This is a genomic window from Curtobacterium flaccumfaciens (assembly GCF_004361695.1).
Classification (GTDB): domain Bacteria; phylum Actinomycetota; class Actinomycetes; order Actinomycetales; family Microbacteriaceae; genus Curtobacterium; species Curtobacterium flaccumfaciens_B.
On the sequence record NZ_SNVW01000008.1, the window covers coordinates 1 to 16,548 of the forward strand.

General features: G+C 71.7%; 10 protein-coding genes. 9 read left to right on the top strand and 1 reads right to left on the bottom strand.

The window, feature by feature from the left end; genetic code table 11:
• The first annotated feature begins 189 nt into the window (after positions 1–189).
• The 3 genes from EDF64_RS11845 to EDF64_RS11855 all read left to right on the top strand — a co-directional run bounded on the left by EDF64_RS11845 (position 190) and on the right by EDF64_RS11855 (position 5,628).
• A complete protein-coding gene (locus EDF64_RS11845; RefSeq protein ID WP_166645708.1) occupies positions 190–1,320 on the top strand; it encodes an ROK family transcriptional regulator in 1,131 nt (376 codons plus the stop codon).
• Positions 1,321–1,450: 130 nt separating this feature from the next.
• Complete coding sequence (locus EDF64_RS11850; protein WP_133520200.1) at positions 1,451–3,466, top strand: beta-galactosidase; 2,016 nt, start codon at positions 1,451–1,453, stop codon at positions 3,464–3,466.
• On the top strand, positions 3,463–5,628 hold the full coding sequence (locus EDF64_RS11855) for an alpha-galactosidase (protein WP_243736370.1): 2,166 nt from the start codon (positions 3,463–3,465) through the stop codon (positions 5,626–5,628). The genes EDF64_RS11850 and EDF64_RS11855 overlap by 4 nt, the downstream gene beginning before the upstream one ends.
• Before the next feature lie 206 nt (positions 5,629–5,834).
• On the opposite strand, the gene EDF64_RS11860 is transcribed toward EDF64_RS11855, so the two are convergent.
• Positions 5,835–8,477, bottom strand: coding sequence for a glycoside hydrolase family 2 protein (locus EDF64_RS11860; RefSeq protein ID WP_133520201.1), 2,643 nt, complete (start codon positions 8,475–8,477; stop codon positions 5,835–5,837).
• A gap of 116 nt (positions 8,478–8,593) precedes the next feature.
• Here EDF64_RS11860 and EDF64_RS11865 point away from each other — a divergent pair, with 116 nt between their 5' ends.
• The 6 genes from EDF64_RS11865 to EDF64_RS11890 are packed head-to-tail and all read left to right on the top strand — an operon-like array spanning position 8,594 to position 16,317.
• Positions 8,594–10,279: an ABC transporter substrate-binding protein gene (locus EDF64_RS11865; protein WP_133520202.1), complete on the top strand. Its 1,686-nt coding sequence runs from the start codon at positions 8,594–8,596 to the stop codon at positions 10,277–10,279.
• A gap of 34 nt (positions 10,280–10,313) precedes the next feature.
• Positions 10,314–11,303: an ABC transporter permease gene (locus EDF64_RS11870; protein ID WP_133520203.1), complete on the top strand. Its 990-nt coding sequence runs from the start codon at positions 10,314–10,316 to the stop codon at positions 11,301–11,303.
• Between the two features lie 13 nt (positions 11,304–11,316).
• Positions 11,317–12,396 (top strand): ABC transporter permease, encoded by a 1,080-nt coding sequence (locus EDF64_RS11875; protein WP_133520204.1) that lies wholly within the window; start codon positions 11,317–11,319, stop codon positions 12,394–12,396.
• Positions 12,393–13,316, top strand: coding sequence for an ABC transporter ATP-binding protein (locus EDF64_RS11880; protein WP_133520205.1), 924 nt, complete (start codon positions 12,393–12,395; stop codon positions 13,314–13,316). Before EDF64_RS11875 ends, EDF64_RS11880 begins: the two co-directional genes overlap by 4 nt.
• Positions 13,313–14,206, top strand: coding sequence for an ABC transporter ATP-binding protein (locus EDF64_RS11885; RefSeq protein WP_133520206.1), 894 nt, complete (start codon positions 13,313–13,315; stop codon positions 14,204–14,206). Before EDF64_RS11880 ends, EDF64_RS11885 begins: the two co-directional genes overlap by 4 nt.
• Positions 14,203–16,317 (top strand): glycoside hydrolase family 36 protein, encoded by a 2,115-nt coding sequence (locus tag EDF64_RS11890; RefSeq protein WP_133520207.1) that lies wholly within the window; start codon positions 14,203–14,205, stop codon positions 16,315–16,317. The genes EDF64_RS11885 and EDF64_RS11890 overlap by 4 nt, the downstream gene beginning before the upstream one ends.
• Positions 16,318–16,548 lie beyond the last annotated feature (231 nt).

Sequence of the window (16,548 nt, forward strand, 5' to 3'; positions counted from 1 at the left end):
GCAAGGGGGACCTTGTGGGAGAGTAGGACGCCGCCGGACTCAACGTGCAACACCAGGGAACCCCTGACCATCCGTGGTCAGGGGTTTTCTGCGTTCCCGGGCCGTTGCAAAGCCGCGGCAGCGCCGAACGGGCGGCGGCAAAGCTGGGGGAGTGGCGACGAGGCCATAGGATCAGCCGACGGAGGAATGATGACCGAGGCCTGGCCGGCGATGCCCGAGGGCTCCCGATTGGCTTTGCGGGAGATCCTCATCCACGGCGTGCTCTCCCGCGCCGAGATCGCGCGGTCGCTCGGGTTGTCCCGTGCGAGCCTCACGCGGGCGATGCGCACCCTCGTGGCACACCGGATGGTGGTCGAGGTCGGCACCGATGTCCGTGGGGCCACCGGTCGCCCCTCGGAGCTACTACAGACGAGCACGGGCGAGTGGGAGTTCCTGGGCGTCAAGCTCACGAAGGACCGGCTCTACGCCGCGGTGACGGACCTCGGCGGACGCGTGCTCGCGCTGCACGAGGAGTCGATCGTGTCGCCGTCGCCCGAGGACCTCGCAGACCAGGTTGCGGCGGTGTCCGAGCGCCTCCGAGCGGTGCACCCGGCGATCTGCGCCATCGGGGTCTCGCTGCCGGGTGACGTCGTGCTCCGGGACGGTCAGTCCATCGTGGTGGCGTCGCAGTTCCTCGGCTGGCGGGACGTCCCGTTCGTCGCGATGCTCGAGGAGCGCTCGGGGCTGACGGCGTTCACCGCGAACGACGTCCACGCCCTGACCGCGAAGGAGCACTGGCTCGGCGCCGGCGCCGGCCGACGGTCGATGGTGCTCGTCACGGTCGGTGAGGGCATCGGGCTCGGACTGATCGCGAACGGGCAGGTGTCGACGGGTGAGCACGGGCGTCTGGGGCGGATCGGGCACCTCGCGGTCCTCGGCGGGGGTCCGGACTGCGGCCTCGGGCACCACGGCTGCACCTCGAGCTTCCTGCCGAGTCCCGTCATCGTGCAGAACGCCGGGTACGACGGGAAGACGTACGACGAGGTCGTCGAGCTCGCCCGGTCCGGTGACGCCGGGGCGGTGGCGGCGTTCGAGGATGCCGGGCGTGCGCTCGGTGTCGTCCTGGCGAGTGCGGTCCTCATCGCGGACCCCTCGGCGATCGTGCTGACCGGGGACGGCTTGCCCGTGTACGACCTCGCGCGGCCGGCCGTGGACGAGGCGCTCCGTGCTGCCCTCGCGCCGTACACGGAGCCGGTGACGATCGAGGTGCAACCGTTCGAGTTCTCCGAGTGGGCACGAGCGGGAGCGCTCCTGGCGATCCGCCGACTGCTCGGCGAGTGAACGCGGCGCACACCAGGTGAGGTCACGAACGAGCCGAAGCGCGAACCAGCCGGACGGGCTTAGTTACACACGTTGACAAACCCGGGGAGACCCGGGAGGCTGGTGCGGTCCACCCATCGAAGGAGATGTCGTGCCCGCTGCCCCCACCGTTCCCTGGCCCACCGACGGCTTGTCGTTCGGCGGTGACTACAGCCCCGAGCAGTGGCCGCGCGAGGTCTGGCACGAGGACGTCCGCCTGATGCGCGAGGCTGGGGTCAACCTCGTCACGGTCGGGGTCTTCTCGTGGGCGCTGCTCGAGCGGTCGCCGGGGGAGTTCACCTTCGACTGGCTGGACGAGGTGCTCGACCTGCTGCACGAGAACGGCATCGCGGTGGACCTGGCGACGCCGACCGCGGCACCGCCGAACTGGCTGCTCACCGCCCACCCCGAGATCCTGCCGGTGGACGCCACCGAACGCCGCGAGCGGCCCGGCGGACGGCTCGGGTGGTGCGCGGCGTCGGCGACGTTCCGGGAGCACGCCCTCCGCATCGTCGGGGCCCTCGCCGAGCGCTACGGCCACCACCCCGCCGTCCGGCTCTGGCACGTCAGCAACGAGCTCGGCGGCGGCAACGCCCGCTGCTACTGCGAGGAGTCGGCTGCCGACTTCCGCGACTGGCTCGCCGACCGGTACGGGGACGTCGACGCTGCGAACGCCGCGTGGGGCACGGCCTTCTGGGGGCACACCTACACGTCGTTCGACGAGGTCTCGCCGCCGCGCGGGGTCGGCGGCGCTCCGAACCCCGGGCTGGCGCTGGACTTCGAGCGGTACTCGTCCGACGCGCTGCTCCGGCACTTCGACGCCGAGAAGGCCGTGATCGAGCGGCACTCGGACGCGCCGGTGACGACGAACTTCATGGTCGGTGCGGGTTCGCAGGTCGTCGACTACGCCGAGTGGGCTCGCCACGTCGCGATCCCGGCGAACGACCACTACACGCTCGTGGACGACCCGCGTCGCGAGCAGGACCTCGCCCTCGCAGGTGACCGGATGCGCGCCATGACGCGTGACCGTGGCCCGTGGCTGCTCATGGAGCACTCGACGGGCGGGCCGAGCTGGCAGCAGCGGAACCGCGCGAAGGACCCGAGTGAGCTCGTCCGGAACGCGCTCGCCCACGTCGCCCACGGCTCCGACGGGGCCCTCTTCTTCCAGTGGCGCGCGTCGACGGCGGGCGCGGAGCAGTTCCACTCCGCGATGCTCCCGCACGCCGGCACCGCGACGCGGGTGTGGCGGGAGGTCCTCGCGCTCGGCCGGGCCCTGCGTGCGCTCGAGCCCGTGCAGGGCAGTCGGGTCGAGCCGGCCCGGATGGCGATCGTCGTCGACGAGGCCTCGGGCTGGGCGCTGCAGTCCGGCCTCAAGCCGCATCGGGGGCTGCGCTACGCCACCGAGATCCGCGCCTGGCACCGGGCCTTCCACGACCGCCAGGTGCTGACCGACGTGGTCCCGCTCGACGCCGACCTGGACGGCTACGACGTCGTCGTCCTGCCCACCCTGCTCATCGTCGACGACGCCTCCGCCGCGCGGCTCGCCGCCGTGGTCGAGCGCGGTGCCACCCTGGTCGTCACCTACCTGTCCGGGGTCGCCGACGAGACCGCCCGGATCCGCACCGGCGGCTACCCGGGCGCCTTCCGCCAGGTCCTCGGCGCATGGAGCGAGGAGTTCACGCCCCTGCAGGTCGACGAGACGCGGACGCTCGACGACGGCGGCGAGGTCACCGACTGGGCCGAAGCCGTGGTCGTCGAGGACGCCGAGGTCGTCCTGTCCTACACGGACGGTCCGCTCGCCGGGCGGGCGGCGGTGACCCGCCGCGCCGTCGGCGGCGGCGCCTGGTACGTGTCGGCGAGGCTGCCGGACCAGAGCACCCAGCGGGTGGTGGACCGGATCATCGCGGAGCGGGCGGTCCCGCGGACGGTCACCGCGCCTCCAGGCCTGGAGGCAGTGCGTCGCGTCCGTGACGACGGCTCGGCCTTCCTGTTCCTCCTGAACCACACCGACGGTGACGTCGTCCTGTCGGCCGCCGGGACCGACGTGCTCGACGGGTCCGTGCACGGACCCGAGACCGTCGTGCCCGCCGGTCGCGTCCGCGTGCTCCGCGAGGAGCGTGCGTCGTGACCGTCCTCGACCGCGAGCCGGCGTCAGCCGAGTCCGTGCGATCCGTGCGGCACCTCCACGTCCTGCGGGGCGGTGGGGTGTCCCTCGTGCTCGCGACCGCCGTCGACGGACTGCCCGAGGTGCTGCACTGGGGGCGGGACGTCGGGCCGCTGGCGGACAGCGACGCCGAGGACCTGCTCCTCGCGCTCGGCCGGCCGGTCACCCCGAGCGGGTTCGACGTGCCGTGGCCGCTCACCGTCCTGCCGACCGAACGCGACGGCTGGGAGGGGCGTCCCGCGATCGCCGGGCACGTCGACGGGGAACCGCTCGTGCCCCGGTGGCGCGACGTCGAGGTGGTGTCGGAGTCCGGCTCCGCGCTCGTCACCGCGACCTCGAACAGCCTGACCCTCGCGAGCGCGTTCACCCTCGACGAGGCCGGCGTGCTCCGCGTCCGGCACGCCGTCACGAACGCCGGCCACCGGCCCGTGCACCTGCAGGCGCTCGACGCCACGCTGCCGGTCGGGGAACGGGCGGCCGAGGTGTTCGACCTCGCCGGTCGATGGACCCGCGAACGCACCCCGCAGCGCCGCGCCCTGACGCACGGCGCCCACGCGCGGGAGACCCGACGCGGCCGCACCGGGCACGACGCCCCGACGCTGCTCGTGCTCGGGACCGCCGGGTTCTCCGACGACACCGGGGAGCTCTGGGCCGTGCACCTGGCGTGGAGCGCGGACTCGGTGTACCGCCACGACGTCCTCGCCGAGGCGCGACCGGTGCTCGGCGCCGGCGAACTCCTGCGCTCGGGCGAGGTCGCGCTCGCCGAGGGGGAGTCCTTCACCAGCCCGGACGTCGTGTTCGTCTGGAGCGACGCCGGACTCGACGGACTGTCCGACCGGCTGCACGACTCCCTGCGCACCCGACCCGGGCACCCGCGGCGACCACGCCCGGTGGTGCTCAACACGTGGGAGGCCGTCTACTACCGCCAGGAACTCGGACCGCTCGTCGCCCTGGCCGAGACCGCGGCCGACGTCGGCGTGGAGCGATTCGTCCTCGACGACGGGTGGTTCCTCGGCCGGCGCTCGGACGGTTCGGCGCTCGGCGACTGGAGCGTCGACCCGACGATCTGGCCCGACGGCCTCGCGCCGCTCGTCGACCACGTGCGTGGCCTCGGCATGGAGTTCGGGCTCTGGTTCGAACCCGAGATGGTCAGCCCGGTGTCGGAGCTGGCGGCGGCGCACCCCGAGTGGATGCTCCAGCGGCCCGACGACGACGTCCGCACCTGGCGGAACCAGTACGTCCTCGACATGGCGAACCCGCTCGCTCGCGCACACGTGCTCGAGGCGATGTCGGCGGTCATCGGGGAGCACCACGTCGACTTCGTGAAGTGGGACCAGAACCGAGACATCGTGCACGCCGTGCACGCCGGCCGGGCCGGGATCGACGCGCACACCCGCGGGGTCTACGCCCTGATGGACGAGTTGCGGCTCCGGCACCCGTGGCTCGAGATCGAGGCCTGTGCGAGCGGGGGAGCGCGGACCGACCTCGGCGTGCTCGAGCGGACCGATCGGGTGTGGGCCTCGGACTCGAACGACGCCATGGAACGCCTGCCGATCCAGCGCTGGACCGAGCTGCTCCTGCCCCTCGAACTCATCGGGTCGCACGTCGGACCCGAGGTCTCGCACACGACCCGACGGCACCTCGACCTGGACTTCCGGATGGCGGTGTCGCTGTTCGGCTCGGCCGGCATCGAGACGGACATCACGCGGCTGTCCCCGGAGGAGCTTGACCAGATCCGGGCGTGGACGGCGCTGTACCGGCGGGAGCGCGGGCTGCTGCACTCCGGGCGGGTCCGGCACCTCGACCTGGGCGACCCCGGGCTGGACGCCACGGCGGTCGTCGCCCGGGACGGCTCGCGGGCGCTCGTCCGGGTCGCACGGACCGTGACCGGGCCGCGGTCCCTCGCGGTGCCGCTGCGGATCCGGGGGCTCGATCGCAGCCGGCGCTACCGGCTGGCGCCGGTGGACGGTCTGGCGGTGCCGCGCGGCCTGGATCCGGTGCCGCCGCCGTGGCTCGGGCAGGGGCACCTCGAGCTGAGCGGGGCGGTGTTCGCGGACGTCGGGGCCCGGCTGCCGATGCTCGCGCCGGGGACCGCGATCGTGTTCGGGCTCGACGCCGTCGACTGATCCGGGCCCGACCGCCGCGGCCGGGAGCTGCGAACGGTCGACGGACGGCCCGGGTCGTCCGACGGCGCGGGACCGTGAACGACGAGCGGGCGGAACGTCGGGGTGCGCCGAGGTGGCACCCGGACGTTCCGCCCGCTCGCTGCTAGCGCAAGCGCAAGCGCCAGCGCCGACGCCGGCGGAGCGACCCGCTGACGCCGACGTCGGCGTCAGCGGAGCGAGCCCGCGTGCCGCAGCACGAACGGGGACGTCAGCGCCTCGGCCTCGATGCCGGGAGCGCCCGTCACGGTGAACGTCACCGACTCGCCCGCGAGCAGGGACACGAGGCCGTCGTCCACCCGCGCCGCCCGGTCGACCCGGTCCGGGAAGAGCGAGACGTCCCGGGCGTACGAGCGCGCCGTCACCGTGACGCGTGCGCCGTCCGGGGTGGCCTCGACGGACGCCGAGAGCGGGTCGGTGTCGAACACCTGGTCGACGACCTCGGCCAGGTCGTGCACCGTGCGGGTCCCCGCCCCCGTGACGACGAGCACCTCGGACCCGGCGTCCCCGGGGACCGCCAGGGACTCCGGCAGTGTCACCCGGTCGGCGTCGGCGGGGTCGGCGGCGAGCGGGAACGACGCCGACTCGAGCACGGTGCCGTCGAACGCCACGCGGGACACCGTGACCTCGTCGGCGACCGGCGAGCCGGACGCGTTGACGAGCACGACCTCCAGGGAACCCTCGGGCGAGCCCGGCTGCACCGTCAGCAGCACCGGCTGGTACGCCTGCCGCACCGCGTACCAGACCGGCTTCCGGATGCCGGCGTGGTCGACGAGCGCCCACGACACCACGGGCCAGTCGTCGTTGAGCTGCCAGACGACCATCCCGGTGTTGTCGGGCGTACGGGACCGGAACCACTCCATGCCGAACCGGATCGCGTGCGCCTGGTTGAGCTGCGCGGCGAAGTGCCAGTCCTCGATGGGCCAGTCGGAGATGGTCGCCGCCGACGCCAGGTGCCCGACCATGCCGTCGGCGAGCTTCCGGTTGCCCTCGTGTGCCTTCTGGTGCACGAGCATCTCGTGGCCGTCCGGGTCGAGCGGCTCGTCGTGCACGACGTCGGTGAGGGTCGACCACGCGGGCGGCCCCTGGAACCCGAACTCGGCGACGAAGCGGGGCTTCCAGTCGCGGTAGGCGGTGTAGTCGAGCTGGTTCCAGACGTCCCAGATGTGCACGCTGCCGTTGCGCTCGTCGTTCGGCGTCAGGTACTCGTCGAACGAGAACGGGCTGCCCGGGGTGTACGGCCGGGTCGGGTCGAGCTCGGCGACGACGGCGGGGAGCAGCGAGCGGTAGTACCCGTTGCCCCAGGTCCGGCCGACGAGCGAGGGCCGCCAGCCCCACTCCGCGTACGCGACGAGGTTCTCGTTGTTGCCGTTCCACACCACGAGCGAGGGGTGCGGGCTGAGGCGGGTGACGGCCTCGCGGACCTCGGGCTCGACCTCGTCGGCGAGCCAGGGCTCCTCCGCGTAGGCGGCGCAGGCGAACAGGAAGTCCTGCCAGACGAGCACACCGAGTTCGTCGCACCGGTCGTACAGGTCCTCGGACTCGTAGATCCCGCCGCCCCAGATCCGGAGCAGGTTCACGTTCGCCTCGACCGCGTCCTGGATCCGGTCGGCGTAGCGGGCGGGGGTCATCTCGGTGAGGAACGCGTGGTCCGGAATCCAGTTCGCGCCCCGGACGATGACCGGTCGGTCGTTCACGCGGAGCAGGAAGGGCGCGCCGCCGGCGTCGGCGGCGGTGTCGAGCGTGACGGTCCGGAACCCGACGCGGCCCGTCCAGACGGCGTCGCCGACCGCGACGCGGACGTCGTAGAGCGGCTGGTCGCCCTCGCCGCGCGGCCACCAGACCGCGACGTCGGGCACCTCGAGCCGCACGACGGCGGAGCCGGCCGCGCGGTCCGGGCCGGTCACGACGGGGCGCGCGCCGACGACCCGGCCGGCGGTGTCCGCGTCGTCGGCGGGGCGGACGACCGAGTCGGCTGCTGCCGCGGTGTCGGCGGGGCGGACGGGAGGCACGGTGTCGGAACCGGGGTGCGCTGCGGACGCGTGGTGCGGGGCCAGGGTGATCCGGGCCTCCAGTCCGGCACCCGCGTCACCACCTGCGGACGCGACGGGCGCGCTGCCGATGGCCTGCGAGAACGCGCCGGAGGAGCCCGCGAACTCGACGTCCACGTGGGCGGTCAGGACGCCGGTGGTGCCGTCGACGTCGACGAGCGGGCGGACCGCGGCGATGCGGACGCCGCTCCACGACTCGATGCCGATCGACTTCCAGATGCCGCTGGTCGCGACGTCGATGCCCCAGTCCCAGCCGAAGTTCGACGCGTTCTTCCGGAGCGCGTTGTACGGGTGGTGGTTGACGTGCGGGAGCTCCCCGCCGTGCTGCTCGGACAGGCGGACGGCCGCCGGGACGGGGGCGTCGAAGGTGACGACGACCTCGTTCGTGCCGGGGCGGAGCAGGTGCCCGACCGGGAACCGGTACGACCGGTGCTGGTTGCGGGTGATACCGACGACGATGCCGTTCACCTCGACGGTCGCGAGGGTGTCGAGGCCCTCGGCGACGAGGTCGTGGCGCTGGGCGTCGGGTGCGTTCTCCGGCCACTCGAACGTGCGTCGGTACCGCCAGACGGTGTCGCCTATCCACTGCGTCGCGGCCTCCTGGTCGCCGTCGAACGGGTCGGCGATCCGGCCCGCCCGCAGCAGGTCGGTGTGCACACAGCCGGGCACCACCGCCTCGACCGGGGAGCGGAACGCTGCCGACTCCGCGGGCCCGCTCACCGCCTCGACCGTCCACGTGCCGTCCAGTGTCGTCCGCTCCATCGCGTCTCCCATGTTCGTCGGCCGCTTCGTCGCAGCCTCTTGACCGACTTAGTTTAAGCGTGTAACAATCGCGCTCACAACGTGGACCTGCGATGACGCAGACCGGAAGGACAACGATGTTCAAGACAACCCGTTCACGGCTCGCCATCGGCGGCGCCGTGCTCCTCGCTGCCGGCCTCGCGCTGAGCGGCTGCAGCTCCAGCGGCTCCGCCACCTCCGGCGACGCCGACTCGACCCTGGTCGCCTACACCGGCCAGTCCGGCGACTACCAGATCAACTACAACCCGTGGTCGCCGTCGAACATCGGCGGCGTCGGCACGATCTACGAGTCGCTCTTCTTCATCACCAACGTCAACACGAACGACCCGAAGCCGCTCCTCGGCAAGTCGTCCGAGTGGAACAGCGACGGCACGCAGCTCACGATCACCCTGCGGGACGGCGTGCAGTGGAGCGACGGCAAGCCCTTCACCTCGAAGGACGTCGTCTTCACGCTCGACATGCTCAAGAAGCAGAAGGCGCTCAACTCGATCGGCTACGACGGCACCGCGAAGGCCGAGGGCGACGACAAGGTCATCGTGACGTTCGCCGAGCCGTCGTTCGTGCTCGGCCCGAACCTGCTCGGCAAGACCTGGATCGTGCCCGAGCACCTGTGGAAGGACATCGACCCCACCACCGACGTCGTGCGGAAGCCCGTCGGCACCGGTCCGTACACGCTCGGCACCTTCAAGGCGCAGGCCTTCACGCTCGAGGCCAACAAGAAGTACTGGGGCGGCGCCCCCGCGGTGAAGACCATCCGCTACCTGTCGCTCTCCGGCAACACCGCCGGCGCCGACGCGCTCTCGCAGGGCTCCATCGACTGGCAGACCGGCCCGGTGCCGAACATGGACGACATCCCCGGCAAGTACCCGGGCTACGACGGCATCACCGTCGGCCAGAACCAGATGGCGCTCCTCACCTGCTCGTCCGAGGCGATGGGCTGCACGGGCCCGCAGACCGACCCGGCCGTCCGGCACGCGATCGCCGACGCGATCAACCGCAAGCAGCTCAACTCGCTCGCGTTCATGAACACGGCCAGCGACATCTCGCCGACCTTCGCGCTCACCACGACGCAGAAGGACATGATCTCGAAGGACATCGAGCCGGCCGTGATGCCGAACAGCGCCGACACCAAGGCGGCCGCCTCGACGCTCGAGGGCGCCGGCTACGCCAAGGGTGCCGACGGCATCTACGCCAAGGACGGCAAGAAGCTGTCCCTGACGGTCGAGGTCGTCACCGGCTGGACCGACTACATCACCGCGATCGACACCATGACGCAGCAGCTCAAGGCCGCGGGCATCGAACTCAAGGCGCAGCAGTCGTCGTGGAACGAGTGGACCGACAAGAAGACGAAGGGCAACTTCCAGCTCGCCATCGACTCGCTCGGCCAGGGCCCGACCGCGAACCCGTACTACCTCTACAACAACTACTTCTCGACGGCGAACACCGCGAAGGTCGGCGAAGCGGCCCCGATGAACATCGCCCGCTACAGCAACGCCGACGTGGACAGCGCCCTGACGAAGCTCGCGGCGACGAACCCCGACGACACGGCCGCCACGCAGCCGCTGCTCGACACCATCCAGCAGCACGTCGTCGAGGACATGCCCTACATCCCCGTGATGACCGGCGGCACGACGAGCGAGTTCCACGCCGCGAAGTTCACCGGCTGGCCCACCGAGAAGAACCTCTACGCCTTCCCGGCGGTCTGGGCGAGCCCGGACAACGCCGAGATCTTCAAGGCGCTCAAGCCGGCGAAGAAGGGCTGACCCCGATGGGATCGCGACCGAGGAGCACTCGACGATGACCTACTTCCTGCGCAAGATCGGCTTCTACGTCGTCGCACTGTGGGCGGCACTGACGCTGAACTTCATCATCCCCAGGCTCCTGCCCGGGAACCCGGTGGACATCCTGCTCGCCAAGCTCCAGCAGCGCGGCGGACAGGTGACCCCGGCGACCCGGCAGGCGTACGAGCTGCTCCTCGGTGGCGATTCCTCGCAACCGCTCATCGTCCAGTACGGCCAGTACCTCGGCAACGTGTTCCGCGGTGACCTCGGTGTGTCCGTCAGCTACTTCCCGGCGCCCGTGACCGAGGTCATCGCGAGCTCGCTGCCGTGGACCATCGCCCTCGTCGGGATCGCCACGATCCTGGCCGCGATCATCGGCGTGGGGCTCGGGGCGTTCGTCGGGTGGAAGCCGGGGACCTGGCTCGACTCGTTCGTCCCCGCCACCACGCTGCTCGCCGCCGTGCCGTACTTCTGGCTGGCGCTCATCCTGGTGTACTTCTTCGCCACCGGCCTCCACCTGTTCCCGTCGCAGGGCGGCTACGACGTCGTGCTCACCCCGGGCTTCAACTGGGAGTTCATCGGTTCGGCGATCCAGTACGGGATCCTGCCGGCGGCGACGATCGTGCTCGCCTCGCTCGGCGGCTGGCTGCTCGGCATGCGCAACATGATGGTGTCGACGCTGTCCGAGGACTACATCACCACCGCCCAGGCGAAGGGCCTGCCGAACGGCAAGATCCTGCGCAACTACGCGGCCCGGAACGCGGTGCTGCCGTCCGTCGCCGGCTTCGCGATCTCCCTCGGGTTCATCGTGTCCGGGTCCGTCGTCACCGAGCAGGTGTTCTCGTACCCGGGCATCGGGTCGAAGTTGCTGTCCGCGGTGACCAACAACGACTACGCGCTCATGCAGGGGATCTTCCTGTTCATCACCCTGGCGGTCCTCGGCGCGAACCTCGTCGTCGACCTGCTGTACGGGATCATCGACCCGCGGACGCGGGCCCGGAGCTAGGGGAGGAGACGACATGACCAACATCCAGCAGGACACCGAACCCACCATCGGCGCGCTCGCCGAGGAGGCCGACTCCACCACGTCGATCGCCACCCGGCGGTCCGGCAAGGGCGGCGTGCGCCGCTTCCTGCCGACCCTCACCCCGTGGCTCGTCACGGGCATCGTCCTCGTCGCCGGCGTCACGCTGTTCGGGGTGATCGGGCCGCTGCTCGTCGGCGACCCGAACACCATCCGCGACTCCGGCCTGCAGGGACCGAGCGAGGCGAACCTGCTCGGCACGACGCAGACCGGGCAGGACGTCCTCGCCCAGCTCGCCTACGCCACCCGCGGCAGCCTGCAGATCGGCCTGATCGTCGGCGTCCTCGCCACGGTGCTGTCCGCGTTCTTCGGCATCCTCGGCGCGTACCTCGGCGGCATCATGGACGAGGCGTTCTCGCTCTTCTCGAACGTCTTCCTCGTGATCCCCGGACTGCCGCTCGTGATCGTCATCTCCGGCCTGGTGCCGCGTGAGGCGCGCGGGCTCTGGACCATCGCCATCGTCCTCGCGATCACGTCGTGGGCCGGCTCCGCGCGGGTGCTCCGTGCGCAGACGATGTCGATCCGCAACCGCGACTACGTCTCCGCCGCGCGGGTCGCGGGCGAGCGGCCCTGGCGGGTGATCGCGGTCGAGATCCTGCCGAACCTGCTGCCCGTCCTGGCGTCGCAGTTCGTGTTCGCGGTCATCGCGGCGATCCTCGGGGAAGCCGGACTGTCGTTCCTCGGGCTCGGGGCCTCGAACTCGTCGACACTCGGCACGATGCTCTTCTACGCCCAGAACGGCTTCGCGCTCGCGAACGGTGCGTGGTGGTGGTTCGTGCCGCCGGGGCTGCTCATCGCCCTGCTCGGCATGGGCCTGTCGCTCGTGAACTTCTCGATCGACGAGGTCATCAACCCGCGCCTCGCGAACGTGCGTGCGCAGCGCCGCCGCGAACGTCGCCTCCGTCGCGCCACACGTTCCACCCGGACTGGAGGCACGGCTCGCGTCGCCACCGCCGGTCACGACAGTGCGCATCACGACAGTGCGCACCACGACACGAAGGGGGCCGGCCGATGACCGCCACCGAGACCACGACCGCGGGACCGGTCGCCGCCACCGCCGGGGGCCGCCGCGACGCCGTGCTCACCATCGAGCACCTCGACGTCGTCTACGAGACCGAGCACCCGGTGCACGCCGTGAAGGACGTCTCGCTGACGCTCGCGCCCGGCGAGATCCTCGGGCTCGCGGGGGAGTCCGGCTGCGGCAAGACGACCCTCGCCTACGCCATCACCCGGCTGCACAAGCCGCCGGCGAAGGTCACGTCCGGCAGCATCACGTTCCACGACCGCGACGGCAGCGACGTCGACCTGCTCGGGCTCGGGGACGAGCAACTGCGGGCCGTTCGCTGGTCGAAGCTGTCGATGGTGTTCCAGGGGGCGATGAACGCGCTCAACCCGGTCACCACGATCCGGGCGCAGCTCGACGACGCGCTCAAGGAGCACCGCCGCGGCCTGTCCCGCAAGGAACGCCGGGCCATCGCCGAGGACGCGCTGAGCCGCGTCGGCGTGGACCCGTCCCGCATCACGGCGTACCCGCACGAGCTCTCCGGCGGCATGCGGCAGCGCGTCATGATCGCGATGGCGATGCTGCTCGAGCCGCAGATCATGATCATGGACGAACCGACCACGGCACTCGACGTCGTGGTGCAGCGGGAGATCCTCCGTGAGATCGTGCGGCTGCGCGACGAGCTCGGCTTCGCCGTCGTGTTCATCACGCACGACCTGCCGCTGCTGCTCGAGATCAGTGACCGGATCGCGATCATGCTGCGCGGCGAGGTCGTCGAGTTCGACCGGGCGTCGGTGATCCAGCACGAACCCAAGCACCCGTACACGAAGCGGCTGCTGCAGTCGTTCCCGAGCCTGTCGGGGGAGCGCGGGGCGTTCATCCGGAGCGGCGTGGACTCGGGCATCGCCACCGACCAGGAGGTCGCGTCATGACCAGCGTCACCGTCAGCCACCTCGGCAAGGACTTCCACACCCGCAAGGGCCTGCGACGCCAGACCCTGCGCGCCGTCGACGACGTGTCGTTCGAGCTGCAGCCCGGCCGCACCGTCGCCCTGGTCGGCGAGTCCGGCTCCGGCAAGTCCACCATCGCCCGGATGCTCGCCAAGCTCGAGAGCACCACGCGCGGCTCGATCGACGTCCGGCTCGACGACGGCACCCCGGTGCTCGGCAGCATGTACCGCCGGCACGTGCAGATGGTGTTCCAGGACCCGTTCGCGTCACTCAACCCGTTCCACTCGATCGAGCACCACATCGCCCGACCGCTGCAGCTGCACCACCGCACGCACGGAGCCGACGAGACCGCGGAACGCGTCCGGGAGCTCCTCGGCCGCGTCAACCTCGACGAGGACTTCGCGACCCGTCGGCCGCACGAGCTCTCCGGCGGCCAGCGGCAGCGCGTCGCCATCGCCCGCGCGCTCGCACCGGGCGCGCAGGTGCTCGTCGCCGACGAACCGGTCTCGATGCTCGACGTGTCGATCCGGCTGAGCGTGCTCAACCTGATGGGACGCCTGCAGCGCGAGGACCGGCTCGCCGTCCTGTACATCACGCACGACCTGGCGACCGCGCGGCACTTCTCGGACGAGATCCTGGTGCTCTACCGCGGCCGGGTCGTCGAGCGCGGCCCCTCGGACGCCGTCATCCTCGACCCGCACCACGACTACACCCGGCTCCTCGCCGAGGCGGCACCGGACCCGGAGCGCGGGGAACGGCGGGTGACGGCGGGGCCGGCGCTCGACCGCTCCACGATCGACAACACCACCTGCTACGACCACACGGTCGGCGAGTGGGTGTCGAGCGAGCCCGCTCCGGTCGGGGCGCGATGAGTCCGTCCCCGGGGTCCGTCGACTGGGTCACGGACGGGTTCGCCGCCCGCTTCCGGATCGACCCCGACCAGCCCGTCGCCCTGGTGTCGTTCGTGGCCGCCGACGGGGTGCTCGCCGACGGCACGCTCTCCGATGGGCCCGACGACCCGCAGCCGCTCGTCGAGCTGACGACCGTCGGGCACGGTCGGTTCCCCGGCGGATTCCGGCACGTGGACTCCACGATCGGGGCGCGACTGCGCCCGGTGTCGCACCAGGCGTCCGAGGACGTGACCGATCCGTGGTTCCGGGTCGTGCAGGCGGACGCGGCCACGGGCCTCCAGGTGGAGTCGGTCTTCCGGGCGCGAGCCGGCGTCGCGGCGTTCCGGACGTGGACCGAGGTGCGGGCCGAGCGGGGCGAGCACGTCGTGGACTTCGTGTCCTCGTTCGCGACCGGGGCGTTCCTGACGGACTCGGGTGCCGGTGTCGACGACCTCGTGCTGACGCACGCGGACAACGACTGGGCGGCGGAGAGCCGCTGGCGGACCGATCCGCTCCGCGACATCGGGCTCGCGCGCATCGACCGCGAGGCCCAGCACCACGCGCCGCGCAGCCGGGCCGTCGTGCAGAACCGGGGGTCGTGGTCGACGGGTGAGGCGCTGCCGATCGGGGTGCTGTCCGCTGCCGGGTACGCGCTCGTGTGGCAGGTCGAGCACAACGGTCCGTGGTTGTACGAGCTGGGGGAGACCCGGCGGCACGCGTACGTGCTGTGCAGCGGGCCGACCGACCAGGAGCACCAGTGGACGGCGGTCGTCCGGCCCGGGCAGCCGTTCGTCTCGGTGCCGGTGTCGGTCGGGATCGCCTCGTCGGTGGGTGGGGCGTTCGCGGTGCTGACCGCGCAGCGACGGGCGTTCCGGCACCTCCGCGACGCCGATCGCGCACTGCCGCTCGTGTTCAACGACTACATGAACACGCTCATGGGCGACCCGACCACCGAGAAGCTCCTGCCGCTGATCGACGCGGCCGCCGAAGCCGGGGCCGACCTGTTCTGCATCGACGCCGGCTGGTACGCCGAGGGGCACTGGTGGGACACCGTCGGCGCGTGGGAAGAGGCTGCGTCGCGGTTCCCGACCGGGCTCGGGTCCGTGATCGACCACATCCGCTCGCGGGGCATGCAGGCGGGGCTCTGGCTCGAGCCCGAGGTGATCGGGATCCACTCACCGCTGGCGTCGTCGTTACCGGCGTCTGCCTTCGTGCACCACCACGGCGTCCGCGTCGCCGAGCACGGGCGGCACCTGCTCGACCTGCGCTCGCCGGAGGCCCGGGCACACCTCGACTCCGTCGTCGACCGGCTGGTCGGGACGCTCGGGGTGACGTTCTTCAAGATGGACTACAACACGATGACGGGGCCGTGGTCCGGGTCGATCGAGCACGCGCGGGCGCTGCTCGACTGGCTCGACGCCGTGCAGGCGCGGCACCCGGAGCTGCTCATCGAGAACTGCGCCTCGGGGGCGATGCGGGCCGACTTCGCGATGCTGTCCCGGTTGCACATGCAGTCGACGTCGGACCAGCAGGACCCGGTGCTGTCCGCCTCGATCGCCGCCGCAGCGCCCGCCGCGATGCTGCCGGAGCAGGCAGGGAACTGGGCGTACCCGGCGCCGTCGATGTCATCGGACCTGTTCGAGCTCTCGCTCGTGAACGGGGTGCTCGGGCGGATGTACCTGTCGGGGTACCTCAACGAGATGTCCGCTGCGCAGCGGTCGGTGGTGGCCTCGGCGATCGCCGCGCATCGTCAGGTGCTCGAGATCGTCGACTCGTCGGTGCCGGTGTGGCCGCTCGGGCTGCCGGCGTGGGAGGACAGGTGGCTGTCGCTCGGGCTGCGCGCTGCGTCGGGAGATCTGTACCTGTCGGTGTGGGCGTTGCCGGGGGCGTCGTCGGCGGTGTCGCTGCCGCTGGGGTCGTTGGGTCGGACCGGTGCGGACGTCACCGTTGAGGCGCTGTTCCCGACGGCACTCGGGCCGTGGTCGGTTTCCTGGGACGGAGCCTCGGGGGAGCTGCACATCGACCACGGTGGGGCGACGCCCACCGCGCGGGTGTTCCGCGTCCGGTCGCAGGAGGCGGACGCGGGGCGGTAGAGGGACGCGGGCCGGATGGCAGCCGGTGTGCGTCCTGGTCTGGAGGCGCGGTGCGAGTGGGGGCCGCGCCTCCAGGCCATGGGATGAGGGAAGTCCGAGGGGCGCCGGCTGCGCGAGTCCGGTGATCAGTGGTCCGGGACGGACGGACGATGCCGTTCTCGTCGCTGTCGGATCTGGACCGCGATCCCCGGGTTTCACGGTCCGGATCGGACACGGCCGAAATCGGGTGCC